This is a genomic window from Streptomyces sp. NPDC096152 (genome assembly GCF_044763235.1).
Taxonomy (GTDB): Bacteria; Actinomycetota; Actinomycetes; order Streptomycetales; family Streptomycetaceae; genus Streptomyces.
In genome coordinates, this window is the sequence record NZ_JBIWFW010000001.1 from 737,181 (window position 1) to 759,641 (window position 22,461).

At 71.3% G+C, this 22,461-nt stretch carries 21 protein-coding genes; 10 read left to right on the plus strand and 11 right to left on the minus strand.

The window, feature by feature from the left end; genetic code table 11:
- Positions 1-56: 56 nt before the first annotated feature.
- The gene (locus ACIQ9G_RS03250) at positions 57-1,271 is read left to right on the plus strand and encodes an MFS transporter (protein WP_403605480.1); all 1,215 of its coding nucleotides are present in this window, start codon (positions 57-59) and stop codon (positions 1,269-1,271) included.
- Between the two features lie 119 nt (positions 1,272-1,390).
- Here the strand turns inward: ACIQ9G_RS03250 and ACIQ9G_RS03255 are convergent, their stop codons facing one another.
- A complete protein-coding gene (locus ACIQ9G_RS03255) occupies positions 1,391-1,765 on the minus strand; it encodes a VOC family protein (RefSeq protein WP_403605483.1) in 375 nt (124 codons plus the stop codon).
- Between the two features lie 301 nt (positions 1,766-2,066).
- On the opposite strand from ACIQ9G_RS03255, the gene ACIQ9G_RS03260 reads away from it, so the two are divergent.
- The 3 genes from ACIQ9G_RS03260 to ACIQ9G_RS03270 all read left to right on the plus strand — a co-directional run bounded on the left by ACIQ9G_RS03260 (position 2,067) and on the right by ACIQ9G_RS03270 (position 4,339).
- Positions 2,067-2,504 (plus strand): glutaredoxin domain-containing protein, encoded by a 438-nt coding sequence (locus tag ACIQ9G_RS03260; RefSeq protein ID WP_403605486.1) that lies wholly within the window; start codon positions 2,067-2,069, stop codon positions 2,502-2,504.
- Positions 2,505-2,660: 156 nt separating this feature from the next.
- The gene (locus ACIQ9G_RS03265) at positions 2,661-3,551 is read left to right on the plus strand and encodes a RimK family alpha-L-glutamate ligase (protein WP_403605488.1); all 891 of its coding nucleotides are present in this window, start codon (positions 2,661-2,663) and stop codon (positions 3,549-3,551) included.
- The gene (locus ACIQ9G_RS03270; protein ID WP_403605491.1) at positions 3,548-4,339 is read left to right on the plus strand and encodes a RimK family alpha-L-glutamate ligase; all 792 of its coding nucleotides are present in this window, start codon (positions 3,548-3,550) and stop codon (positions 4,337-4,339) included. Before ACIQ9G_RS03265 ends, ACIQ9G_RS03270 begins: the two co-directional genes overlap by 4 nt.
- Positions 4,340-4,442: 103 nt before the next feature.
- Here ACIQ9G_RS03270 and ACIQ9G_RS03275 read toward each other — a convergent pair whose 3' ends face one another.
- A complete protein-coding gene (locus tag ACIQ9G_RS03275; RefSeq protein WP_403605494.1) occupies positions 4,443-5,474 on the minus strand; it encodes a DUF6215 domain-containing protein in 1,032 nt (343 codons plus the stop codon).
- Between the two features lie 155 nt (positions 5,475-5,629).
- Here ACIQ9G_RS03275 and ACIQ9G_RS03280 point away from each other — a divergent pair, with 155 nt between their 5' ends.
- Entirely contained in the window at positions 5,630-5,830 is a 201-nt protein-coding gene (locus ACIQ9G_RS03280; RefSeq protein WP_403605497.1) for a DUF397 domain-containing protein, read from the plus strand.
- 35 nt (positions 5,831-5,865) lie between these two features.
- Here the strand turns inward: ACIQ9G_RS03280 and ACIQ9G_RS03285 are convergent, their stop codons facing one another.
- On the minus strand, positions 5,866-6,603 hold the full coding sequence (locus ACIQ9G_RS03285; protein WP_403606756.1) for an SDR family oxidoreductase: 738 nt from the start codon (positions 6,601-6,603) through the stop codon (positions 5,866-5,868).
- Positions 6,604-6,714: 111 nt separating this feature from the next.
- Here ACIQ9G_RS03285 and ACIQ9G_RS03290 point away from each other — a divergent pair, with 111 nt between their 5' ends.
- A complete protein-coding gene (locus ACIQ9G_RS03290; RefSeq protein WP_403605499.1) occupies positions 6,715-7,515 on the plus strand; it encodes a helix-turn-helix transcriptional regulator in 801 nt (266 codons plus the stop codon).
- Positions 7,516-7,518: 3 nt separating this feature from the next.
- Here the strand turns inward: ACIQ9G_RS03290 and ACIQ9G_RS03295 are convergent, their stop codons facing one another.
- Positions 7,519-9,567 (minus strand): NAD(+) synthase, encoded by a 2,049-nt coding sequence (locus ACIQ9G_RS03295; protein ID WP_403605501.1) that lies wholly within the window; start codon positions 9,565-9,567, stop codon positions 7,519-7,521.
- 155 nt (positions 9,568-9,722) lie between these two features.
- Between ACIQ9G_RS03295 and ACIQ9G_RS03300 the strand changes: the two genes are divergently transcribed.
- Positions 9,723-9,872: a hypothetical protein gene (locus ACIQ9G_RS03300; RefSeq protein ID WP_403605504.1), complete on the plus strand. Its 150-nt coding sequence runs from the start codon at positions 9,723-9,725 to the stop codon at positions 9,870-9,872.
- A gap of 123 nt (positions 9,873-9,995) precedes the next feature.
- Here ACIQ9G_RS03300 and ACIQ9G_RS03305 read toward each other — a convergent pair whose 3' ends face one another.
- From ACIQ9G_RS03305 to ACIQ9G_RS03315, 3 genes are all read right to left on the minus strand, one after another.
- The gene (locus ACIQ9G_RS03305; protein WP_403605507.1) at positions 9,996-11,936 is read right to left on the minus strand and encodes a protease pro-enzyme activation domain-containing protein; all 1,941 of its coding nucleotides are present in this window, start codon (positions 11,934-11,936) and stop codon (positions 9,996-9,998) included.
- Positions 11,937-12,142: 206 nt separating this feature from the next.
- Entirely contained in the window at positions 12,143-12,775 is a 633-nt protein-coding gene (locus tag ACIQ9G_RS03310) for a DUF305 domain-containing protein (RefSeq protein ID WP_403605510.1), read from the minus strand.
- The gene (locus tag ACIQ9G_RS03315; RefSeq protein ID WP_403605513.1) at positions 12,772-13,449 is read right to left on the minus strand and encodes a DUF3105 domain-containing protein; all 678 of its coding nucleotides are present in this window, start codon (positions 13,447-13,449) and stop codon (positions 12,772-12,774) included. The genes ACIQ9G_RS03310 and ACIQ9G_RS03315 overlap by 4 nt, the downstream gene beginning before the upstream one ends.
- Positions 13,450-13,629: 180 nt before the next feature.
- On the opposite strand from ACIQ9G_RS03315, the gene ACIQ9G_RS03320 reads away from it, so the two are divergent.
- Positions 13,630-14,070: an RrF2 family transcriptional regulator gene (locus ACIQ9G_RS03320; RefSeq protein WP_403605516.1), complete on the plus strand. Its 441-nt coding sequence runs from the start codon at positions 13,630-13,632 to the stop codon at positions 14,068-14,070.
- Positions 14,071-14,491: 421 nt separating this feature from the next.
- Here the strand turns inward: ACIQ9G_RS03320 and ACIQ9G_RS03325 are convergent, their stop codons facing one another.
- Positions 14,492-15,685 carry a globin domain-containing protein gene (locus ACIQ9G_RS03325; protein WP_403605519.1) on the minus strand — a complete coding sequence of 398 codons (1,194 nt, stop codon included), beginning with the start codon at positions 15,683-15,685 and terminating at the stop codon, positions 14,492-14,494.
- A gap of 304 nt (positions 15,686-15,989) precedes the next feature.
- Here ACIQ9G_RS03325 and glnA point away from each other — a divergent pair, with 304 nt between their 5' ends.
- Together glnA and ACIQ9G_RS03335 are read left to right on the plus strand one after the other, a co-directional pair.
- Positions 15,990-17,351: a type I glutamate--ammonia ligase gene (gene glnA / locus ACIQ9G_RS03330; protein WP_403605523.1), complete on the plus strand. Its 1,362-nt coding sequence runs from the start codon at positions 15,990-15,992 to the stop codon at positions 17,349-17,351.
- A 213-nt stretch (positions 17,352-17,564) separates the two neighbouring features.
- Positions 17,565-18,800, plus strand: a complete 1,236-nt coding sequence (locus ACIQ9G_RS03335; RefSeq protein ID WP_403605526.1) for an epoxide hydrolase family protein — start codon at positions 17,565-17,567, stop codon at positions 18,798-18,800.
- Positions 18,801-18,905: 105 nt separating this feature from the next.
- Here the strand turns inward: ACIQ9G_RS03335 and ACIQ9G_RS03340 are convergent, their stop codons facing one another.
- The 3 genes from ACIQ9G_RS03340 to ACIQ9G_RS03350 are packed head-to-tail and all read right to left on the minus strand — an operon-like array spanning position 18,906 to position 22,253.
- A complete protein-coding gene (locus ACIQ9G_RS03340; RefSeq protein ID WP_403605529.1) occupies positions 18,906-19,943 on the minus strand; it encodes a TolB-like translocation protein in 1,038 nt (345 codons plus the stop codon).
- Positions 19,940-21,376: an MFS transporter gene (locus tag ACIQ9G_RS03345; RefSeq protein WP_403605532.1), complete on the minus strand. Its 1,437-nt coding sequence runs from the start codon at positions 21,374-21,376 to the stop codon at positions 19,940-19,942. Before ACIQ9G_RS03345 ends, ACIQ9G_RS03340 begins: the two co-directional genes overlap by 4 nt.
- A 1-nt stretch (position 21,377) precedes the next feature.
- A complete protein-coding gene (locus tag ACIQ9G_RS03350) occupies positions 21,378-22,253 on the minus strand; it encodes an alkaline phosphatase family protein (protein ID WP_403606758.1) in 876 nt (291 codons plus the stop codon).
- Positions 22,254-22,461: the final 208 nt, after the last annotated feature.

Here is a 22,461-nt window from a genome sequence, read left to right on the forward strand (position 1 = left end):
CGTCAGTGAACATATTGACGTTACGCTGTACGGAACACTGCAACGAAAGGTCCCTCATGCCCCTGGCCCTGCTCGCCCTCGCCGTGGGCGCCTTCGGCATCGGTACGACCGAGTTCGTGATGATGGGGCTGCTGCCCGACGTCGCGGACGACCTGCACATCTCGATCCCGACCGCCGGCCACCTGGTCTCGGCGTACGCGCTGGGCGTCGTCGTCGGCGCCCCGCTGCTGGCCGCCGTCACCGCGCGCCTGTCCCGGCGCACGGTGCTGATCGGCCTCATGGCCCTGTTCGTCGCGGGCAACGCGCTGTCCGCCTTCGCCCCCGGGTACGAGTCCCTGCTCGGCGCCCGCTTCCTGAGCGGTCTGCCGCACGGCGCCTTCTTCGGCGTGGGCGCCGTGGTGGCGACGAACATGGTGGCGCCGGAGCGCAAGGCCCGCTCCGTCTCGCTGATGTTCCTCGGCCTGACCGTCGCCAACATCGCGGGCGTCCCCGTCGCCACGCTCATGGGCCAGCACCTCGGCTGGCGGGCCACCTTCCTCGGGGTGAGCGCGATCGGCCTGGCGGCGATCGTCTCGCTGGCCCTGCTGATCCCGCACGACCACACGCACGCCTCGTCGAGCGGCCTGCGCGGCGAACTGGCCGCCCTGCGTCCGCTGCCGGTCTGGCTGGCCCTCGCCACCACCGTGGCGGGCTTCGGCGCCCTCTTCTCCGCCTACAGCTACATCACGCCGATGCTCACCGACGCCGCCGGCTACGGCCACGCCGACGTGACCCTGCTGCTGGCGCTGTTCGGCGTCGGCGCGACGGCGGGCAACCTGCTCGGCGGCCGCCTCGCGGACCACTCCCTGCGCGGCACGCTGTTCGGCGGCCTGGCCTCGCTGGTGGTCGTCCTGCTGCTCTTCCCGGCGCTGATGACGGCCGGGTGGAGCGCGGCCCTGGGGGTCGCGCTGCTCGGCATGGCCGCGTTCGTCACGGGCTCCCCGCTCCAGCTCATGGTCATGGAGAAGGCCACGGCGGCCCCGTCCCTCGCCTCCTCCGCCAACCAGGCGGCCTTCAACCTGGCGAACGCGGGCGGCGCGTGGATCGGCGGGCTCGCCCTGGCGGCGGGCTTCGGCGTGACCTCGCCCGCGCTGGCCGGGGCGGCGCTGGCGGTGCTCGGCCTGGCGGTGGCGGCCGTCGCCCGCCTGGTGGACCGGCGCCGCGAGGCCGCCCACGCCGGCCGTGTGGTCGCGACCCATGTGCCCGAGCAGTCGGGCGTGCTGCACCACTGAGCGAGGGGCCCCGCCTCCCTTGCGTCCCCTCCGCCGACCCGCCCCGGTCCACCGACGGCGGGTGAACGGCTGCCTGGCCGGGCGCCCCGTTCCGGGCGCCCGGCCAGGCCCTCCGTCGGCTACAGGTACGGGCGGGTGATCAGCTCGATCGCGTGACCGGCGGGGTCCTTGAAGTACACCCCTCGACCGCCGTGCTCGTCGTTGATCTCGCCGGGGCGCCGCATCTGCGGATCGGCCCAGTGCTCGATGCCGCGCTCGCACAGCCGCCGGTACGCCCGGTCGAACAGCTCGTCGTCGATCAGGAACGCGTAGTGCTGCATCTGGATCTCCACCGGCGGCTCGGCGAATTGAAGCAGCACGCCGTCGCTGAGCTGGATGTTGGTGAACAGACCCCAGGAGGGCGCCTCCGGAAGCTCCAACAGCTCCCGGAAGAACCCGGCAGACTCGGAGCGGTCCTTGGCGGCGATGATGGTGTGGTTGAACGTGACTGTCATGTCGCTGACCTCGCTGTCGCTCGGCACGGGAAACGGACTCGTGGTGCACGAGCGTCGGGAGGTCCGCGTGCCGAACCGGGGTGCCCTGTCCGCACCCACCGCGCGATCAGCCGCCCACCGGGTAGCCGATCCGTGTGTGGCGCAGCGCCGATCCGGTGTTCACGTCGGGTGACGGTACTTCATCCCCCCGGCCGCGACAACAGGCCGCACAATGCCGCGCAGAAGGGCGGCAGTCGATCGCGATGTGTTCGCACTGCCTGGTCTGGGGGCCGGCTCCGGTCGGGCGGTAGCCTTCGTCTTCGTGATGCGTGCTTGGCTCCTCCCGCTGTCGTTCGTGCTCTGTGGCTCAGTCGTTGCGGCCGGACTGGCCTCCGAGGGGAGCAGCCTTGGCGCCGTAGCCGCCCTGCTGCTTTTCGTGCTGATCGCAGGCGTGAACTCGCCTCTCGTTTTTCCGAGGTCGATCGGAGCTGTGGAAGCACAACGCCTCGGCGCGGCCGACGGCCGGCCTGTCGTCTTCTGGCGGCCGGGCTGTACTTACTGTCTGCGCCTGCGCTTTCGGTTGGGCCGTCGCGCCCGCCAGTTGCACTGGGTCAACATCTGGCGTGACCCGGCCGGAGCTGCGGCGGTGAGGGCGGCCAACGAGGGCGACGAGACCGTGCCGACCGTGGTCGTGGGCGGGCAGCCGCATGTCAACCCCGATCCTGCGTGGGTGTGCGAACAGCTCTCCCGTTCCGCTTGACCGTCCGGATCCTCGGCCATGGCGCTGCCCGCATGCCCCGCGACCGCGGACGACTGCGTAGCCGCCCGGTTATGACATCCTGTGACGCCACACGACATGACGGACTGCCGGACGACAGGCGGTAAGGCGGCCGCCCGGCGGTGACGGGGACGAACGATGAAGTTCTGCTTTCTGGTGGAGGAGCAGTATCGCCAAGACGGTATGCCGGTCGAGGTGATCCACCAACTCACCTTGTGGGGACACCACGTGGACGTGGTGCGTCCCGGCGGCTCCCTGCTGCACCTGACGGAGGCCGTACAGACGAGCGTCCATGACGCCTGGGTGCTCAAGACCGTCTCCGGCGGTCCGGGCCTCACCCTCCTCGAAGCGGCTGCCTCGGCCGGCCTGACGACGATCAACGACGTCCGGGCGATACGCGGCGTGCGCGACAAGGCGCTCGCGGCTGTCATCGGCCTCAGCCATGGGCTGCCCCTGCCCGCCACTTACGCGGCCGCGCAGCCCGAACTGCTGCTGGAGATACCCGAGTCGGAGTTTCCGATCGTGGTCAAGCCGGCTGACGGCAGTTCAGGCCGGGCCGTGCACCTGGTGTCCTCTCCGCGCCGGCTCGCCGAGATGCTCCCCGAACTGGCGGGGGAGGGCATGCTCATCGCGCAGCCGTACGTGCCCAACTCCGGCGTCGACATCAAGGTGTACAGCGTCGGCGGCGAGCTGTACGCCACTGAGCGCCGTTCCCCGCTCCACCCGGACCACGCCGTACGGGAGCGCCACGTGCCGCTGTTGCCCGAGATCGCCGAGATCGCCGCTCGGGTCGGCGTGGTCTACGGCCTCGACCTCTACGGTGTGGACGTGGTGCTGGGACCGGACGGCCCCGTGGTCGTGGACGTGAACGACTTCCCCAGCTTCCGCCAGGTCCCCGATGCGCCGGTACGGCTGGCAAGAGCCGTCCTCGCCCTGGCGGCCGGCGCGGGCGGGACCACCACGGCCGCGACCGCGCAGCCGCCGCTCGGCGCCGTTCCGGTCCCCATGACGGCAGGCAGGACGGCATGAGAATCGTCCTGATCACCTCTGAGCCCAGCCACCCGCTACTGAGCCTCACCGCGGCCCTGCTCGCGCCCGACCACCACGTGGACGTGCTGGATCCGCGGACGCCGCTGCCCGTCCCCGAGCCGCTCGCCGACGTCTACCTGCTGAAGGCGCGTACGCCCCATGCCCTCGCACTCGCCCGGGACCTGGAGCGACGGCGCGCCTGTGTGATCAACTCGGCCGCCGCGACGGCGCTGTGCCAGGACCGCACGTCCATGGCCGCGCTGGCCCTGCGTGCCGGCCTCCCCTTCGCGGCCACGCGCACCTTCACCACCCTGGCCGGGCTCGCGTCCGGGCCGGCGCTGTCCGGACCGGCGGTGGTCAAGAGCCGCCACAGCCGGCGGCACGACGTGGTGGCTCGCGTGGACAGCCCGTCGCACCTGCGGGACTTGGCCGCCGCCCATCCGGACGAGCCGGTCGTGGTCCAGGATTTCACCCCCAACGAAGGCTGGGACCACAAGCTCTGGGCGATCGGCGACCAGTTCTTCGCCGGCCTGCGCCGCTCCGAACTCTCCCCCGAGGGACGCGGCCCCACACGAACGCTTCCCCTCGACGACCTGCCGCCCGGATGGCCGGCCCTGGTGCACCGCGTCGGAGAGGTCTTCTCCCTCGACGTCTACGGCGTGGACGTCATCGACCGCGGCCACGGTGCCCCACTGATCGTGGACATCAACGCCTTCCCCGGCATCCGGGACCAGCCGGGCGCTCCCGAGGCTCTGGCAGCGCTGGTCTCACGGAAAGGAAGGACGTGATGTCCGTCCTGTTGCTGAACGACGACGTGCGCGGTCGTCTCGACGCTCGAACCGCCGTACCCGCCGTGCGGTGCAGCCTCGCCCGGGGTGGCTGCGGAACGGCTCACTGAGCACTCCGCTCGGGGATCGTCGGCAGAACCTTCTCAGCGATGTGGAGGAGAACCCTGTCGTCCGGGAGGGCGCCGGACGTGCTCCACACGGTGATGTCGTAGGAGCCGCCCCGGTCCTTCCGGTCGAGGGCCACGGACAGCGTCCTGGCCAGGGGTCCCTCCTCGACCGGCCCGCTGTTGTGATCACTGCCGAGGTTGATCTCGAACTTCATGGTGTGGTCCGAGGAGAGGACCGCGGGCCGGCCGAGCACCTTGACGGTCTTGACGTCCTTCTCGACCTTGTCACCCGCGATGTCGATCAGCCTCACGTACTGGGCGGTCGACAGCTCGTTGTACGTGGCCGAGAGGTTCACGGTGTACGTGTCGAACCTGACCTCGGCCTCCGGCTCGGCGACCTTCCCATCGGTCAGGGCGGCGGTATTGCTGGTGCCGGAAGCCGAGTTCGCGGTCTCTCCGGGCGTTCCGAGGAGCCTGGCCAGGTCGGGCCGGTTCAGCGCCTCGCACAGCTCGTCACCGGTGACAGGGCGAGGCGTCTTCTTGTAGGCCTTCGGCAGCTCCTCGTGGTCCGTGCCCGAACAGGAAGCGGGACGCTGCGTGTTGTCGGCGGACGGCAGCACGTGCGGGGCCACCCACAGCGCGCCCGCGAGTGCCCCGACCACGGCCACGGCCGACACGGCCTGGCCCCACGCGTTGGGCTCCTTCTCCGGAGTGTCCGGACCGGGACGCGGCCCGGCTCCGGCTCCGGGCTGAACCCGGGCCTGGGGGTGGGCCTGGACGGCAGCATCGGCCACCGCCCCGTCCGCGGAGGCCACCGGACCCGGGCTCCGGCGCGCGCGAAGCGCCCGGACCACCGCGCTGACGCGTATCGCGGTGAACACGAGGAACACCAACCCGAGTCCGGCCGCCACCAGGTCGTGACCGTGGACGGCGAGATACATGATGCGCAGGCCGAGAACGGACCCGATCACGATGAGCAGAGGCTCGCGGACCCAGAAGGGCAGGACGCGGAGGAGTAGACCGAGCACCCGGTGATCTCACCAGGTCAAGATCGCTTTCGCCGTGGTGGAGGCCACAATTCCGTGGATATTCACGCCAGTTCGCACCAGACGGTCTTGGGCCGTCGCGCTGTCACCGGAGGCGTCCCTGACGATCATCAAGGCAGCGGCAGGGGATTACCGAAATGGCAAGCAACCGGGTCGACTTGAGTGACGCGCTCTGGTTCAAGAGCAGCTTCAGCAACGGTGACGGCGGGGAGTGCGTCGAAGTCGCCCACAACACCCCCGGCCTCGTCCCCGTCCGGGACTCCAAGGCGCCCGACGGCCCCGCCGTCATCCTCGGCGCCGCCTCCTGGGCCCCCTTCGTCGCCTCGCTGAAGAGGTGAACTGAGGGCCCAGGGGCAGTCGAAGCCGCGCGGGGTCAGTTCTGGGCGGTGGGCCGGACCACGATCTCGTTCACATCGACGGTCGCAGGCTGCTCGATGGCGAAAGCGATGGCTCGGGCGATCGCCTCGGGCGGGATCGCGATCCGGTCCCGCATCTCCGTGACCTGTGTGCGGACCTGCGGATTCGTCGACGCCTCGGCGAAGTCGGTCCCTACCGCGCCGGGCGAGACGGTGGTCACCCGCAGAGAGTCGCCGGCCTCCTGGCGCAAGCCCTCGCAGATGGCGCGGACCGCGAACTTCGTGCCGGCGTAGACCGCCATGGCCGGCACGATGCGAAACGCGGCCGTGGAGGCGATGGTGACGAAGTGGCCCGCGCCCTGGGCCCTGAAGACCGGCAACGCCGCGCCGATTCCGTGCAGCACACCCTTCACATTGACGTCGACCATCTGGTCCCACTCGTCGACCCGCAGGTCGTCCAGAGGCGAGATCGTGCCGGCCCCCGCGTTGCTGACCAGCACATCGAGCCGGCCGAAACGCTCGCCGGCCAGTGCGACCAGGGCGTGCAGGTCGTCCCGTCGCGTCACGTCCGTGCGGGTCTGCACGGCCGTGCCACCCGACTTCTCGATCCGCGCCACCAGCTCCGCCAGGCGCTCGGACCGGCGCGCACCCAGGACGAGCCGCGCGCCCCGCTCGGCCAGCAGCAGCGCGGTCGCCTCGCCGATGCCGCTGCTGGCTCCCGTGATCGCCACGACCTTGCCGTCGATTCCCGACACCATGTCCGCCTCTCTCGTCTGAGCTGGACCTTCCGCTCGGGATCCAGTCTGTGAGTTCGTTAGCCTGGTATCCAGAATCTGCTCATCCTGGAACCCGAGGTGCCATCCGCAGTGCAGACGCAGCCGAATCAGCGCAGTGAGCTGGCCGCCTTCCTTCGCAGCCGCAGGGAGCGGATCACCCCTGACCAGGTCGGCCTGCCCCACACCGGCCGACGACGGACCCCGGGCCTGCGCAGGGAGGAACTCGCGCTGCTCGCCGGTATCAGCGCCACCTGGTACACGTACCTGGAGCAGGGCCGGGACGTGCGCGCCTCGGACCAGGTGCTCGACGCCCTCGCGTCGGCGCTGCGGCTCGACCGGTACGAGCGCGGTCATCTCTTCCAGCTCGCCGGTCACGCGGCCGCGGCCGACGCCGAAGAGCCCGAGCCGCTCGCCGCCGAGGTGGCGGCCGTCCCGCTCCTGCTCCAGCCGAATCCGGCGTACATCATCGGCGGCACCTATGACGTGCTCAGCCGCAACCGGGCGGCAGACGAGCTGTTCCCGAACCTCGGCGCGGTGGCGGACCGGCCGGCGAACTTCGCCCGCTGGGTGTTCCTCGAACCGGCCGCCCGGGCCGTTCTGGTCGACTGGGAACCCGAGGCACGCGGCCTGCTGGCCCGGCTGAGGGCCCTGGCCGGACGCCACCCGGGCGATGCCCGATACACCCGGCTGATCGACGAGTTGAACGCGGGCAGCCCGGAAGTCCGTGCCTGGTGGCCGCAGTACGACGTGCAGGCCCGGCACGGCGGGCGGAAACGGCTACGGTGCCCGGGACGCGGGGTGGTCGAATTCGCCTACACCGCCTTCCACGTGGCCGAGCGGCCGGAACAGACGCTGGTGGTCTACTCCGACGGCCGGGAGCCGGCTGATTGAGCGTCATGCCTCCGGCACGTCGAACCGGGCCAGGTCCCGCAGCCAGGCCCGCGCGTTGCTGTCGGACGGTGCGCGCCAGTCGCCGCGCGGGGAGAGCGAACCGCCGGCCGAGACCTTCGGCCCGTTCGGCATGGCCGATCGCTTGAACTGCGCGAACGCGAAGAAGCGGCGGCAGAAGACCTCCAGCCAGCGCCGGATCTCCGGCAGGTCGTACGCCACCCGCTTGGCCTCCGGGAAGTTCGGCGGCCAGGCGCCGGCCTCCGGGTCGTGCCAGGCGTGCCACGCGAGGAAGGCGATCTTCGACGGCCGGAAGCCGTACCGCAGCACGTGGAAGAGCGTGAAGTCGTGCAGCGCGTACGGGCCGATCTTCGACTCCGTCGACTGCATCTCCTCGCCCGGGACCAGCTCCGGGCTGATCTCGGTGTCGAGGATCGCGGCGAGCGTCCCGCCGGTCTCCTCGCCGAACTGGCCGCTGCTGATGACCCAGCGGATCAGATGCTGGATCAGTGTCTTCGGCACGCCCGAGTTGACGTTGTAGTGGCTCATCTGGTCGCCCACGCCGTACGTGGACCAGCCGAGCGCCAGCTCCGACAGGTCACCGGTGCCGAGCACGATGCCGCCGCGCTGGTTGGCCAGCCGGAAGAGATAGTCCGTGCGCAGACCCGCCTGCACGTTCTCGAAGGTGACGTCGTACACCGGCTCGCCGGAGGCGAACGGGTGGCCCATCTCCCGCAGCATCAGCCGCGCGGTGGGCGTGATGTCCAGCTCGGCGGCGGTGACCCCGAGCGATTCCATCAGCTTGTGGGCGTTGTCCTTGGTGTGGTCGCTGGTGGCGAAGCCGGGCAGGGTCCAGGCCAGGATGTCGCTGCGCGGACGGCCCGCGCGGTCCATCGCGCGCGCGGCGACGATCAGCGCGTGGGTGGAGTCCAGGCCGCCGGACACCCCGATGACCACCTTGGGGCCGCCGATCGCCGCGAGTCGCTGCTGAAGGCCCGCGACCTGGATGTTGTAGGCCTCGTAGCAGTCCTGGGCGAGGCGGTCGGCGTCGGCCGGAACGAACGGGAAGCGCTCCAGGCGGCGGCGCAGCCCCAGGTCGGTGGACGGCGGATCGAGCTCGAAGGAGACCGTCCGGAAGTCGTCGGTCCGCGCCTTGTGCGTACGGCGGTTGTCGTCGAACGTGCCCATCCGCTGCCGCTCCTGCCGCAGCAGGTCGAGGTCCACGTCGGCCACCGCGTGACTGTCGCCGAGCGGGAACCGCTCGGTCTCGGCGAGCAGCACGCCGTTCTCGTAGACCATGGCCTGGCCGTCCCAGGACAGGTCGGTGGTCGACTCGCCCAGTCCGGCCGCCGCGTAGACGTACGCGGCGAGGCAGCGGGAGGACGCCGAGCGGCACAGCAGCTTGCGGTCCTCGGCCCGCCCGACCGTGATCGGGCTGCCGGAGAGGTTGACGAGGACGGTCGCACCGGCGAGGGCCGCCTCCGCGCTGGGCGGCACCGGCACCCACATGTCCTCGCAGATCTCCGCGTGCAGCACCAGGCCGGGAACGTCCCCGGCGGCGAACAGCAGGTCCACGCCGAACGGCACGGTCTCGCCGCCGACACGGATCGACCCGCCGCGCTCGTCGGCGCCGTCGCCGATCTGCCGGCGCTCGTAGAACTCCCGGTAGTTCGGCGGGTACGACTTGGGCACGACACCGAGGACCCGGCCGCGGTGCACGATCACCGCGCAGTTGTAGACCCGGTTGCGGTGGCGCAGCGGGGCGCCCACGACGAGGACCGGCAGCAGTTCCGCCGACCCGGCCACCACCTCCCGGAGCGCCTCCTCGACCTGGTCGAGGACCGCGTCCTGGAGCAGCAGGTCCTCGATGGAGTAGCCGCACAGCACCATCTCCGGGAAGACGGCGACGGCGACACCCTCCTCGGTGCACCGGCGTGCGTGGCGCAGGACCGCTTCGGCGTTGGCGTGCGGGTCCGCGATAACGGTGTGACCCGTGCACGCGGCGACGCGGGCGAAGCCATGCTGATAGATCGACCAGAAGTTCAACGGAGGCACGGGTCCAGTGTAATCGTCAGAGCGACACGATGGGGTGGGGAGAGGGTGACCGGCGACACAGGGGCTTTTGGTCCGGACGTGACCCAGGGCACTGCGATCAACGGGGGCGAGAGGCGAGGATCGGTTGATATCCGGACAAAGGAAAAGGAGGCCCCATGGCTGAGCATGTCCACATACGCCTCAAGGACGGCTTCGGCGTCTCCGAGGACGGCGAGCTGCTCGAGCACTCCCGCTGCCGGTGCGGCGAGACGTGGACGAAGGCGTACCGGGTCGGCGACGGCCCGAGCGGTCCGGACGCGACCTGATCCGGGCGCGCACGGGCGCCCGCCTCCTGACACGCAGGTGCGCCCGCCCCCGGACACGCACGTGTGCCCGCCCCTCGCGAACGAGGGACGGGCACACGGCCGTGCCGAGCCGCTGACCTGAGGTCAGTGGCGACGGTAGGAGTCGACGTAGCCGTTCGCGGGCGTGCCCACGCCGGTGACGTCGTCGTAGCCCTTCACGGCCTTGAGCGAGCTGTCCTTGCCGAGGCTGCGGACGGAAGTGGCCAGACCGTCGGCGGCGTCAAACCCGTTGAGGAAGTCCACGCGCGCCACGGCGAGCTCGGTACCCGTCGGGGTGTCCGTCACGTCGTGGTACAGCTTCGAGCCGTACTTGGCGTAGATCGTCGGGTTGGCGAAGCCGATCGCCTTGCCGCCCCGCGCCTCTTGGGCGAGGGCCTGGACGGCCGCGATCACCGGAGCGGCCAGCGAGGTGCCGCCGATCCGGTACTCGCTGTACTGCTGCGAGCCGTCCGGGAAGGTCTGCGTCTGGCCGACCTTGAAACCGGTGTTCGGGTCGGCGATCGCCGAGATGTCCGGCACGACGCGGTTGCCCGCGGCGTTGTTCGCCGTGGCCAGCGCGTTCGGGACGACGCCCTTCTGGTAGTACGGCTGCGCCACGGTCCTGCTCGTGCCGCCGCCCGCACCGGAGGTGTAGGCGCCCGGGAAGTTGGTCCAGCTCTTGCCGTCCGCGGACAGCGTGGCCTTCTCGGTGCCCCAGCCGGTCTCCCACTGGTACGTGTTGTCCTTGCCGACCGCCAGCGAGGTGCCGCCGACCGCCGTCACCCAGGCCGAGTTGGCCGGGGTGTCGACCTGCTTCGTACCGGTGTGGGCGACCTCGTCGCCGTTGTCACCGGAGGAGAAGTAGAAGCCGATGCCCTCGACCGCGCCGAACTGGAAGACCTGGTCGTAGGCGGCCGCGAGGTCCGGCGTCTGGTTGGCCTCGATGTCGCCCCAGGAGTTGGAGACGATGTCGGCCAGGTGACCGTCGACGATCTTGCTCAGCGAGTCGAGCAGAGCGTCGTCGTAGCAGGACGCGGCACCCACGTAGGTGACGTTCGCGGCGGGCGCGACCGCGTGCACGGCCTCGACGTCGAGGGTCTCCTCGCCGTACCAGCCCGCGGCCCCGCACTCCTTGGTCTTCGTGTAGTTCTTCGGCAGTACCTGGCGCAGCTGTCCGGTCGTCCAGGCGGCGTCACCGTGCTTGTTCGCGTAGGTGGCGGCGTCGTAGGCGATCGTCGGCGAGGCGTACGCGTCGGTGATGGCGATGCGGACGCCCTGGCCGGTGTACTTGCCGGCGCCGTAGGCGGCACGCAGCTGCTTGCCCGTGTAGCCCTTGACCGCGTACGGGATCTTCGTGCCGTACGCGTCCGGCAGCGTGCTCGCGATGTTCGAGCCGTAGTACGACGAGAACGGCCCGGAGTTCTTGAACACGGCGTCCGGAGGCGGGAGCTGGTCCTTGTGGCTCGCCTTGTGCGGGGCGTTGTCCAGGCCGGTGACGGTCAGGACGGCGCCCTTGAGCGCCTCGGGCGCCGAGGCCGTCGAGGACGGCGCGCGGTAGGTCTTCGAGCCCTTGGCGTAGTTGTGGAGCTGGGTGCCGAACGCCTTCTCGGCGGCGGCCACGTCGCCCGTGACGGCGATGTAGTGCGGGGTCACGGCGGTGACCTTCATACCCGCCGCCTTCAGCCACCCCTTCACCGCGGCCACCTGGGCCTTGGTCGCGCCGAAGCGCGCCTGCGCCTGCTTGGCGCTGAGGTACTTGCCGTACGCGGCGGAGGACGGGTCGGCGACCGCCTTCGCGTAGTCGGCCAGGCCGCGGGCGTCGCGGCCGGCCAGGAAGACCCGGGCACTGACCAGGGCGCTGTCGGAAGCCGCCCCCTTGTCCGCCTTGGCCGTGGCCCACAAGGGCTTGGTGCCCGCGAGCGCGTCCCGGCCCGGGTTGCCCGTGGCGTGCGCCGCGGGTATGCCGAGCGCCAGCGCGCCGGCGAGCATCGGCAGCGTCGCCGCCATGCTCACAGAGGCGCGCACCATGGCGCGATTGGATCTCATAGAACCCCCATGCGGATCGCATGTAACGCAATGAGTGGTCGGTCATGGTGTGATCCGCGTAGAGGCCGCGGCGGTTTGACCCCGAAGGATCACACGACGCGCTCACTCTTTCGATGAACCGTTCATGCCAGGGGAATGGGCAGGCCAAGAGAAGCCCAAGAGACCGTCATTCTGGGTGAATTGAGGCTTTCGTCCGGGCGGCGGTATTACGAACGGGGAGTGGCGCCGCGCTTCCTGAGCATGTCGGCCATGAGCCGGATGTCGGACTGCTGCGCCTCGACCATGCCCTGCGCGAGCTTCTTCTCCACGCCGACCGTGCACTTGGCGGCGCAGCCCTCGGCCATGTGGACGCCACCCTTGTGGTGGTCCGTCATCAGCTGGAGGTAGAAGACCTCGGCCCGCCTGCCGTTCAGTTCGCCCAGCTTCTTCATCTCGCCGTCGGTCGCCATGCCCGGCATCAGCGCGCCGTCCTCGCCGGAGGCCATGTCACCCATGCCCATCCAGGTCATCGGCGGATCCGCCGACACCTTCGGCAGCCCCCACAGGTCGAGCCAACCCAGCAGCATCCCGCGCTGGTTGGCCTGCGTCTGCGCGATGTCGTAGGCGAGGCGGCGCACTTCGGGGTCGCTCGTGCGGTCGCGCACGATGTACGACATCTCGACGGCCTGCTGGTGGTGGACCGCCATGTCCCGGGCGAAACCGGCGTCCGCGGAGTCGGCGGCGGGCGTCCCGCCGCCGGAGTCCGAGCCCGCGTCCTCGGCGACCGCGTACGTGATCGCCCCGGCCGCGACCAGCACGGCCGCGGCGGCCCCGGCGATCCAGCCGACGTGCTTGCTCACTTCATCGTCCCGCCGGTGCAGGAGGCACCCGGCTCGGGAGTCTGCTTCCCCTGCACGTAGCCGGCGAAGAACTTGTCGACGGCCGGGTCGTCGGCGCTCTTCACGGCGAGCTGGTGTCCCCAGGCCGACAGCATCAGCGGCGCCGCCTGGTTCTCGTACGGGCTCATCAGCGTGTACGGCGTCTTCTTCACCTTGGCCGCGAGCGCCTGCACGTCGGACTTGGCGGCCTTGGCGGTGTACGTCACCCAGACCGCGCCGTGCTCCAGCGAGTGCACGGCGTTCTCGTCCTTGACCGGCTGGGTGTAGACGTCGCCGTTGCAGTTCAGCCAGACCGGGTTGTGGTTGCCGCCCACCGGCGGGTGCATCGGGTAGGAGACCGGCGTGTTGACGTGGGTGCGGGAGAGCGTGCCCGTCCAGGCGCGCACGCCGTCCTTGCCGACGGCGAAGTGGCCCTTGTCGCCCGGGTTCTTCCCGTCGCTCGCGGCGGTGTCCTTCTTGTCCCCGCCCTGCGAGCGGACGAGCACCACGCCGCCGACGACCAGACCGGCGACGACGACCACGCTCGCCGCGACGGTCAGGATCCGGTTGCGGCGCTCCCGGGAGCGCTCGGCACGGCGCATCTCCTCTATGCGGGCCTTGCGCTGCTCGGCGCCGGTCTTGTTGGCGGAACCCATGGCGAGTCCTTTGGGGAGGCGGAGGAACGGGTCCGCTGATCGTAGTGGGGCGGGCGGCCGTGTATGCAGGGAGGGCGCGGGACTGGCCGAAGATACGAATTTCCTGTCCGCCGGCCGGTGCGTGCCCGGGCGGGCCGTCGGAAAGTTGAAGCGTCGATGCAATTTATTTACGCTGGGCGGATGCGACTGCTGCGCTCCACCGACCTGGCGTTGCGCGTCCTGATGCGGCTCGCCGTCACGGGTGACTCGACCCCCACGACCCGGGAGGTCGCGGCGGACATGGACGTGCCCTACACCCATGCCGCGAAGGTCGTCGCCGAACTGACCCACAGGGGGCTGCTCACGGCCCGGCGCGGCCGGGGCGGGGGGCTCGCGCTCACGGAGGAGGGGCGCACGGTGTCGGTCGGCGCCGTGGTGCGCGCCTTCGAGGGGGCGGGTGACGTCGTCGACTGCGAGGGCGGGGGCACCTCCCCGTGCCCGCTGAAGGCGGCGTGCCGGCTCCGGGGGGCCCTGCACCGGGCCCAGGAGGCGTTCTTCGCCTCGCTGGACCCGCTCACCCTGGCCGACATGGTCGCGGCACCGACCGGCCCGCTGCTGCTGGGGATCACCAGGGCTCCGTGAGGGGAGGCGGGGCCGCCACGTGAGGGGCCCCGTGAAGGGGTGCCCGCCCAGGCCCGCCCGTCCGCACGCTTTCCGGCCGGGGGCCCTTCCGCCCACGTGCTCCCGGCCTCTCGCCCGTCCGGCAGTACGCCTCTGGGCCCCGCCCGCGTTCGGCTTCACGCCTATGGGCCGCACCCGTCCGGCCGCACGCTTCTGCGTCCCGCCCGTCCGGCCCTGTCCATCCGACCCCGCCCGGTCGACCTCGCGCGCCTCGGCCCGGCCCGCTCGGCCCCCGCGCCTCGCCCCGGACGCGGGCCGTCGGCCGCGAACGCCCCGCTCCGGGCCGTCCGCCCGCGAACGCCCCGCTCCGGGCCGTCCGCCCGCGAACGCCTCGGCCCGGGCCGGGACGCTCGGGGCGCCCCGGCCCGGGCCGTCTGCCGTCTCAGCCCTGCGCGAGCCAGAGGTCCGGCCCGAACACCTCGTAGTGGATGTCCGCCGGGGCCACACCCTTCTCGATCAGCTGGGCCCGCACCGCCCGCATGAAGGGCAGCGGACCGCACAGGTACGCGCGCGTGCCCTGTGCCACGTCGACCTCGGAGAGGTCCACGAGACCCGTCCGGACGCCCGGCCCGGCGTCCTCGACGCCCCCTTCGTACCAGAAGTGCACGGACGCCTCCGGCAGCTTGGCCGCGTACGCCTCGTGGTCGTTGCGCAGGGCGTGGTCGGCGGGGGAGCGGTCGCCGTGCACCACGGTCACCGGGGCGCGCTGCCCGGTCTCCGCGAGCTGGGCCAGCATCGCGACCATCGGGGTGACGCCGATGCCCGCGGAGGCGAGCAGCAGGGGCGTGTCGACGGCGTCGTCGAGGACCAGGTCGCCGTACGCCTCCGACAGCTGGAGGACGTCGCCCTCGCGCACGCGCGCGTGGAGGTGGTTGGAGACCTCGCCGTCGGGCGTCGTCTCGCCCAGCACCCGCTTGACGCTGAACTGCCGGACCGGCGAGCCCGGCGCCCCCGAGAGGCTGTACTGCCGGATCTGCCGGGCGCCGTCGGCGAGTTCGACGCGGACGGAGACGTACTGGCCCGCCCGGAAGTCGGCCACCGGGCCGCCGTCGACGGGGCGGAGCCGGAAGGAGACGACATCGGCCGTCTCGGTGACGCGCTCGACGACCTCCCAGTCCCGCCAGTCGCGGCTGCCGCTCTCCGCGTACAGCCGCTTCTCGATGGCGATGAGGGCGTTCGCCATCAGCCAGTAGACCTCGGTCCAGGCGGCCGCGACCTCGGGGGTGACGGCCTCGCCGAGGACGTCGGCGATGGCGGCGAAGAGGTGCTGGTACACGACCTCGTACTGCTCGGGGGCGATGCCCAGCGAGGCGTGCTTGTGGGCGATCCGGCTGAGCATGGCGTCCGGCCGCTGGTCGGGGTGCTCCACCAGGTACGTGGCGAAGGCGGCGATGGAACCGGCGAGCGCCTGGCGCTGGGTGCCTGCGGCCTGGTTGCCGCGGTTGAACAGGTCGCGCAGCAGTTCGGGGTGGGCGGCGAAGAGGCCGGCGTAGAAGCGCTCGGTGATCTCGCCGATGGCCGCGCCGACGGCGGGAAGGGTGGCGCGGACGGTGGCTGCGGACGGCTCGGACAGCATCGGGACTCCTCGTGCTCGACTGATCAGCACGCTATTGAAACTTGCATTTAAGATGCAAATTATGGAGGAGTGGTGTCGATCACTATGGGTGGTTGTCGGCCATTACGGATGTCGGTGCGAGCAGGCAAGATGGGCAGCGGAGCGGTACACCTGCCGTACGCGGGGCGTTCACGCCGTGGACGGCCGGGCGATCAAGGTCCGCAACGCGCATGAAATGGTGTTGTGGTGGGATGCTCAGGTGCCCTACCGCCTCCTGTGGTACGGGAGACAGGCGGCCTGACCAGCAAGGATGGGGAAGCGGAAGATGGACAAGCAGCAGGAGTTCGTGCTCCGGACCTTGGAGGAGCGCGACATCCGGTTCGTACGCCTGTGGTTCACGGACGTGCTGGGCTTCCTGAAGTCCGTGGCCGTGGCCCCCGCCGAGCTGGAGCAGGCCTTCGACGAGGGCATCGGCTTCGACGGCTCCGCCATCGAGGGCTTCGCGCGGGTCTACGAGTCCGACATGATCGCCAAGCCCGATCCCTCCACGTTCCAGATCCTGCCCTGGCGCGCCGAGGCCCCCGGCACCGCCCGCATGTTCTGCGACATCCTGATGCCGGACGGCTCCCCGTCCTTCGCCGACCCGCGCTACGTCCTCAAGCGCGCCCTGGCCAAGACCTCCGACCTGGGCTTCACCTTCTACACCCACCCCGAGATCGAGTTCTTCCTGCTGAAGAACAAGCCCGTCGACGGCAGCCGCCCGACCCCGGCCGACAACTCCGGCTACTTCGACCACACCCCGCAGAACGTGGGCATGGACTTCCGCCGCCAGGCGATCACCATGCTGGAGTCGATGGGCATCTCGGTGGAGTTCTCCCACCACGAGGGCGCCCCGGGCCAGCAGGAGATCGACCTGCGGTACGCGGACGCGCTGTCCACGGCGGACAACATCATGACGTTCCGCCTGGTCATGAAGCAGGTGGCGCTGGAGCAGGGCGTGCAGGCGACCTTCATGCCGAAGCCGTTCTCGGAGTTCCCCGGCAGTGGCATGCACACCCATCTGTCCCTCTTCGAGGGTGACCGGAACGCGTTCTACGAGTCCGGCGCCGAGTACCAGCTCTCCAAGGTCGGCCGCTCCTTCATCGCGGGCCTGCTGCGCCACGCGGCGGAGATCTCGGCGGTCACCAACCAGTGGGTGAACTCCTACAAGCGCATCTGGGGCGGCTCCGAGCGCACCGCCGGCGCGGGCGGCGAGGCCCCCTCGTACATCTGCTGGGGCCACAACAACCGCTCGGCCCTGGTCCGCGTCCCCATGTACAAGCCGGGCAAGACCGGCTCCGCGCGCGTGGAGGTCCGCTCCCTGGACACCGGCACCAACCCGTACCTCGCCTACGCCCTCCTCCTCGCCGCGGGCCTGAAGGGCATCGAGGAGGGGTACGAGCTGCCGCCGGGCGCCGAGGACGACGTCTGGGCCCTGTCCGACGCCGAGCGCCGGGCCCTGGGCATCGAGCCCCTCCCGCAGAACCTCGGCGAGGCCCTGGCCCTCATGCAGCGCAGCGACCTGGTCGCCGAAACCCTCGGCGAACACGTCTTCGACTTCTTCCTCCGCAACAAGAAGCAGGAGTGGGAGGAGTACCGCTCCGAGGTGACGGCTTTCGAACTGCGGAAGAACCTGCCGGTGCTGTAGGCGCAGGTCGAGGCGGGTTTCCCGCGTATGCGGCGCATGGGGCCGACGGTCACGGACCGTCGGCCCCCACGCGTCTCACCGTCCCGGGCCGTCTCTGGGCCGCTTTTCGGTCCGTCCGGCGCTGGAGCGCACTGCTCGAAATGGCCTGGCTCGCCGCCCGATCACCCGACAGGCTGACGGCACCGCTTCCCCCTGTCCAGAAGGGACCACGCCATGACCACCCCGCCCGCCTTCCCGCTGGAGCCCACCCCGATCCACGTGTCCGACGAGGTCCTCGACGACCTGCGCGCCCGTCTCACATCGACCCGCCCGCCGCTGGACGAGGGGAACGACGACTGGTCCTACGGCGTCCCGGACAGCTACCTCCGCGAGCTGGTCGCCTACTGGCGGGACGGCTACGACTGGCGCAAGGCCGAGGCCGCCATCAACGTCCACGAGCACTACCGGGTGAGCGTCGCCGGTGTCCCGGTGCACTTCATGCGCAAGCCCGGCCGCGGCCCTCGCCCGATCCCGCTGATCCTCACCCACGGCTGGCCGTGGACGTTCTGGCACTGGTCGAAGGTGATCGACCCGCTCGCCGACCCGGCCGCGTTCGGCGGCGACCCCGCCGACGCGTTCGACGTCATCGTGCCGTCCCTGCCCGGCTTCGGTTTCCCCGGCCCGCTCACCGGCTTTCCGGACGTCAACTTCTGGAAGGTCTCCGACCTCTGGCACACCCTGATGACCGAGACCCTGGGATACGGGAAGTACGCCGCCGGGGGCTGCGACATCGGCGGGATCGTCTCCAGCCAGCTCGGCCACAAGTACGCCGACGAGCTGTACGGCATCCACATCGGCTCCGGGCTGCCGCTCGACTTCTTCACCGGCCCGCGCGCCTGGGACTTCGCCCGGAACCGGCCCCTCACCGACGACCAGCCCGCCGACGTCCGCGCCCGCGTCATCGAGCTGGACCACCGCTCGGCGTCCCACCTCACCGTGCACATGCTCGACGGCGCCACCCTGGCCCACGGGCTGAGCGACTCACCCGCCGGACTGCTCGCCTGGCTGCTGGAGCGCTGGAACGCCTGGAGCGACAACGGCGGCGACGTCGAGTCCGTCTTCACCAAGGACGACCTGCTCACCCACGCCACGATCTACTGGGTGAACAACTCCATCGCCACGTCGATGCGTTACTACGCCAACGCCAACCGCTACCCCTGGGCCCCCGCCCACGACCGCACCCCGGTCGTGCAGGCCCCGGTCGGCCTCACCTTCGTCACGTACGAGAACCCGCCCGGCATCCACACCGCCGACGAGCGCGTCCGGGCGTTCAAGACCGGCCCGCAGGCCGGTTGGTTCAACCACGTCAACGTCAACGCCCACGACCACGGCGGCCACTTCATCCCCTGGGAGAACCCCGACGCCTGGGTGAGCGACCTCCGCCGCACCTTCCACGCCCGCAGGCCCTGACCGACCTGCGGTCGCTCCGGACGAGTACGAGGGCGTCGACTGGATGGAGCGGCCGAGACGGATCACCGCCGCCGACGGCATCCGCATCCTGGACGGCGGCGCGGGTCACGAGCCGGTGTACGCCGGGGACACCGCCGCCTCGCTGATGCGCCGTGGGTGGCCGGTTCCGTCGGACGGGACTTCGTAGAGGTCGGCTCCGAAGTCGCCGGGGAGGGCGTAGACGAGGGTGCGGGGCGTCTCCCAGACCGCCTGGTCGTCGACGCTTCTGGGTTCCGCGAGCGGGGTCTCCCGCATCGTGCGCAGGTCGAGGACGTACAGCCGCCAGGGAGCGTCCTTGGGGAGGCCCGGCACCCGCTTCTTGTACGCGATGCGGGTGCCGTCGGGGGAGAGGGACGGGCACTCCACGTTCGGGTGCACCGTGGTGACCGTGTGCGTACGCAGGTCGCCTCGGACCAGGTACGTCCGCCCCTTCGTCGCCAGCGTCGCGTAGAAGGTCCGGTCGTCCCGGGCGAACGTCACGCCCCAGAAGTTCACCTCGGGGGACGCGTACGTACGGCCGTCCCTGATGATCCGGAAGCTCTCCAGGGACCGGATCAGCCGGCCCGTGCGGACGTCCACGATCGCCGCGCGGGTGGAGAAGTCCGTGCCCGCGTAACTGTCGCCGCCGACGAACGCCGTCCAGGCCGCGAAGTGGCCGCTCGGCGAGACCCGGGCGCGGGACGGGATGCCCGGGACGTCGTAGCGGGCCCTCACCCTCAGGCGCGCGTCGAGGATCACCGCGCGGTACGTGTCCGAGACCGGACCGTGCACCGCCTGCAGGCACACCCCGGTGCCCGAAGCGGCGTGGAAGCGAAGGCACTTGACGCCCGAGGCGGTGCGCGGGCCGGCCGGGTCGGCTGCCGGGACCGTGGTCAGCTCGTCGCGCTGCGGGCCCCAGGCCAGATTGCGGAAGACCATGCGGCCGGGGTCCGTCAGCGTCACCTCTCCCGGGGTCACCGCGGGGCCGCCCGCCTGCGTCCGGTCCCGGCGCTCGGCCCGCGCCGAGGCGTGCAGGACGGATGCCGCCCCGACGGCGGCCAGCAGGGCGGCGGCTGTCAGCAGGATCAGTACGCGGGTGCGTGCCGTCGTCGTGCGCTCGGTCATCGTGCGTTCTCCCGGGTCGGACGCGGGGTCAGGGCGAAGGCCGCGCACACCGCCGAGGCCAGCGCCAGCGTCGACGCCGTGAGCGCCGCACGGTCGCCCCACAGCGTCCAGGCCGCCCCGAAGCCCAGCGAGCACGCGAACCGGGCCAGCGCCTGGCCCGTCTGGACCAGCGCCAGCCCCGACGAGCGCAGCTCCCGCGGCACGCTCTCCGAGGCCGCCGCCATCAGGACGCCGTCCGTGGCCGCGTAGAAGGCGCCGTGCAGGAGGAGCACCGCCCAGGGCAGGCCGGGCACGCGGCTGCCGTGCCAGGAGGAGGTGAGCAGCAGGGCGTAGGCGAGGAGCAGGGCCCCGTGGCCCGCCAGGAACACGGGCCGGCGGCCGATCCTGTCGGCCAGCCGCCCCAGGGGCACCGCCAGCAGCAGGAAGGCCGCCGCCGTGCCGAGCGGCAGCAGGGCGAACCAGCGGTCGGGGACGCCGAGGCGCCGTTGCAGGAGCAGGTAGACGAAGGAGTCGCTGACCGTCGCCAGGCCCAGCAGCAGCGCGCAGACCGTGATCCGGCGCAGGTCGCGGCGGCGGAGCAGGGCGAGCGCGGCGCGCAGGGTGGGGCGGGGTGCGGGGCGTGGCGTGGGGCGTTCGTCGTCGCGGGCGGGTAGTTCGGTCACGCGCTCGGTCGCATCCTCGGCCGGTCGCCCGGCCACATGTCCGGCCACTTCCCGGGCGGGTCGCTCGGCCACGTCCCCGGCCGGCCGGTCGGCTTCCTGCCCGGCCTGCCCGGCCTGCCCGCCCGGTACGAACAGCACCAGGACCAGTACGCCGACGGCGGCCACGCAGGCGCTCACCGTGAAGACCGCGTCGTAGCCGTCCACGGTCACGCGCAGGATGACGAACGCCACCAGGGGGCCCAGCAGCGCGCCCGCCGTGTCCATGGCCCGGTGCACGCCGAAGGCGCGGCCGCGCGTGCGCGGGGTGCTCGCCAGCGAGATCAGCGCGTCCCGGGGTGCCGTGCGCAGCCCCTTGCCCGTGCGGTCGGCGGCCAGGATCAGGCCGATCGGTGTCACCGTGTGGGCCACCAGCAGCAGCGGCCTGGAGAGCGCGGAGAGGCCGTAGCCCAGTCCCGCGACCCACTTGTGGCGGCCCCCGCCCCGATCGGCCAGGTGGCCCCCGGCCAGCCGGACCAGCGCAGAGAAGCCGTTGTAGACGCCGTCCAGCAGGCCGAAGCCGAGCGGGGTCAGGCCGAGCCCCGCCACCAGGTACAGCGGCAGCACCGCCGTGACCATCTCCGAGGACACGTCCGTGATCAGGCTGACCGTGCCGAGCGCGAGGACCGTGGGGGCGACCGCGGCACGGCGCCGACCGGCGGGAGACCGGACGGCGCCGTCCGCGGGCGGCACGGCGGCGCCGGGGGCGCTCGCGCGGCTGTCCGCTACGTACACGTCAGGGCGCCCAGATGCCGGTGATGTCCTGGGCGGAGGCCGCGTTGCCCGCGTGCGCGGCCAGGCCCTGGGTGTCCTCCAGGGTGCGCAGCAGGTCGTAGTGGTTGTACGTGGTGGAGCTGCTCGACCCGGGCGTCACCGGCTGGCCGTAGAGGACGGTCGGGATGCGGTTGCCGCTGAGCCGGTTGTCCTCGTCGAAGGTGACGACGAGGAGACTGTTGTGGGTCCTGGCCCACGTGGCGTACGCGCCCAGGTTGTTCTTGAGCCAGGTGTCGCCGGTCGACACCGAGCAGTCGTGCATGTCGCTGCACAGGTTGGGGATCACGAAGGACATCTGGGGGAGCGTGGAGTAGTCCGCCGGGAACTGCGCGAAGGTGTACGCGGACGACGTCGGCACGTTGCCGAAGCCGAACCAGGGGTTGTGCTTGCGGGCGTAGGTGCCGCTGCTGCACGTGGTCGAGCCCTGGCTGGGCAGTGACTCGTTGTAGCTCGCCCAGGTGCGGCCCGCCGCGAGCTGCTCGGAGGCGAGGTTGGGGGCCGAGGAGAAGCCGGGGGTGTAGCAGCTGTCGTCCGTGATGCCCTGGGTGGAGCCGGAGAACAGCGCGAAGTAGTTCGGTTGGCTCGGGTGGGTCAGGCCGTACGACTGGGTCAGGTTGGCGCCGCCGGACTTGAGCGAGTTGATGTACGGCGCGCTGGAGGAGCCGATCACCTGGCTGTAGGCGTGGTTCTCGAAGACCACCACGACCACGTGGTCCGGGTTCGGGACTCCGGCCGCGGCCTGCGCGGACGAGGAGCCGCCGAGGCCGGTCCACAGGCCCGCGGAGACGGCCGCGAGGGCGAAGGCGGACGCCAGGGCGGTACGGCCGCGGTGGAACAGGGACTTGCCGGAACTGCCGGACACATCAACCTCCGGTGGGGGAAGGGCGGGGGCGGCGGTGCGGACAGAGCATGCACACGCCAAAATTCCCGTGTCCCACGCCGGCCAACCCGGTGGATGAAGAACGGATGAACTGCTGCCGCCGGAGGGCAGTCCCCGCGCAGGCGGGCCGGACTCGTGCGGGTTCCCACCGGCGCCAGTGGCGGCC

What these genes read in the sequence shown, in the direction of transcription:
- ACIQ9G_RS03320 (WP_403605516.1), top strand. Translation starts at nt 13,630, where the DNA reads ATGCGACTGCTGCGCTCCACCGACCTGGCGTTGCGCGTCCTGATGCGG.
- ACIQ9G_RS03315 (WP_403605513.1), bottom strand. Translation starts at nt 13,449, where the DNA reads ATGGGTTCCGCCAACAAGACCGGCGCCGAGCAGCGCAAGGCCCGCATA.
- ACIQ9G_RS03305 (WP_403605507.1), bottom strand. Translation starts at nt 11,936, where the DNA reads ATGAGATCCAATCGCGCCATGGTGCGCGCCTCTGTGAGCATGGCGGCG.
- ACIQ9G_RS03340 (WP_403605529.1), bottom strand. Translation starts at nt 19,943, where the DNA reads ATGACCGAGCGCACGACGACGGCACGCACCCGCGTACTGATCCTGCTG.
- ACIQ9G_RS03255 (WP_403605483.1), bottom strand. Translation starts at nt 1,765, where the DNA reads ATGACAGTCACGTTCAACCACACCATCATCGCCGCCAAGGACCGCTCC.
- ACIQ9G_RS03265 (WP_403605488.1), top strand. Translation starts at nt 2,661, where the DNA reads ATGAAGTTCTGCTTTCTGGTGGAGGAGCAGTATCGCCAAGACGGTATG.
- ACIQ9G_RS03280 (WP_403605497.1), top strand. Translation starts at nt 5,630, where the DNA reads ATGGCAAGCAACCGGGTCGACTTGAGTGACGCGCTCTGGTTCAAGAGC.
- ACIQ9G_RS03325 (WP_403605519.1), bottom strand. Translation starts at nt 15,685, where the DNA reads ATGCTGTCCGAGCCGTCCGCAGCCACCGTCCGCGCCACCCTTCCCGCC.
- ACIQ9G_RS03270 (WP_403605491.1), top strand. Translation starts at nt 3,548, where the DNA reads ATGAGAATCGTCCTGATCACCTCTGAGCCCAGCCACCCGCTACTGAGC.
- ACIQ9G_RS03335 (WP_403605526.1), top strand. Translation starts at nt 17,565, where the DNA reads ATGACCACCCCGCCCGCCTTCCCGCTGGAGCCCACCCCGATCCACGTG.
- ACIQ9G_RS03300 (WP_403605504.1), top strand. Translation starts at nt 9,723, where the DNA reads ATGGCTGAGCATGTCCACATACGCCTCAAGGACGGCTTCGGCGTCTCC.
- glnA (WP_403605523.1), top strand. Translation starts at nt 15,990, where the DNA reads ATGGACAAGCAGCAGGAGTTCGTGCTCCGGACCTTGGAGGAGCGCGAC.
- ACIQ9G_RS03250 (WP_403605480.1), top strand. Translation starts at nt 57, where the DNA reads ATGCCCCTGGCCCTGCTCGCCCTCGCCGTGGGCGCCTTCGGCATCGGT.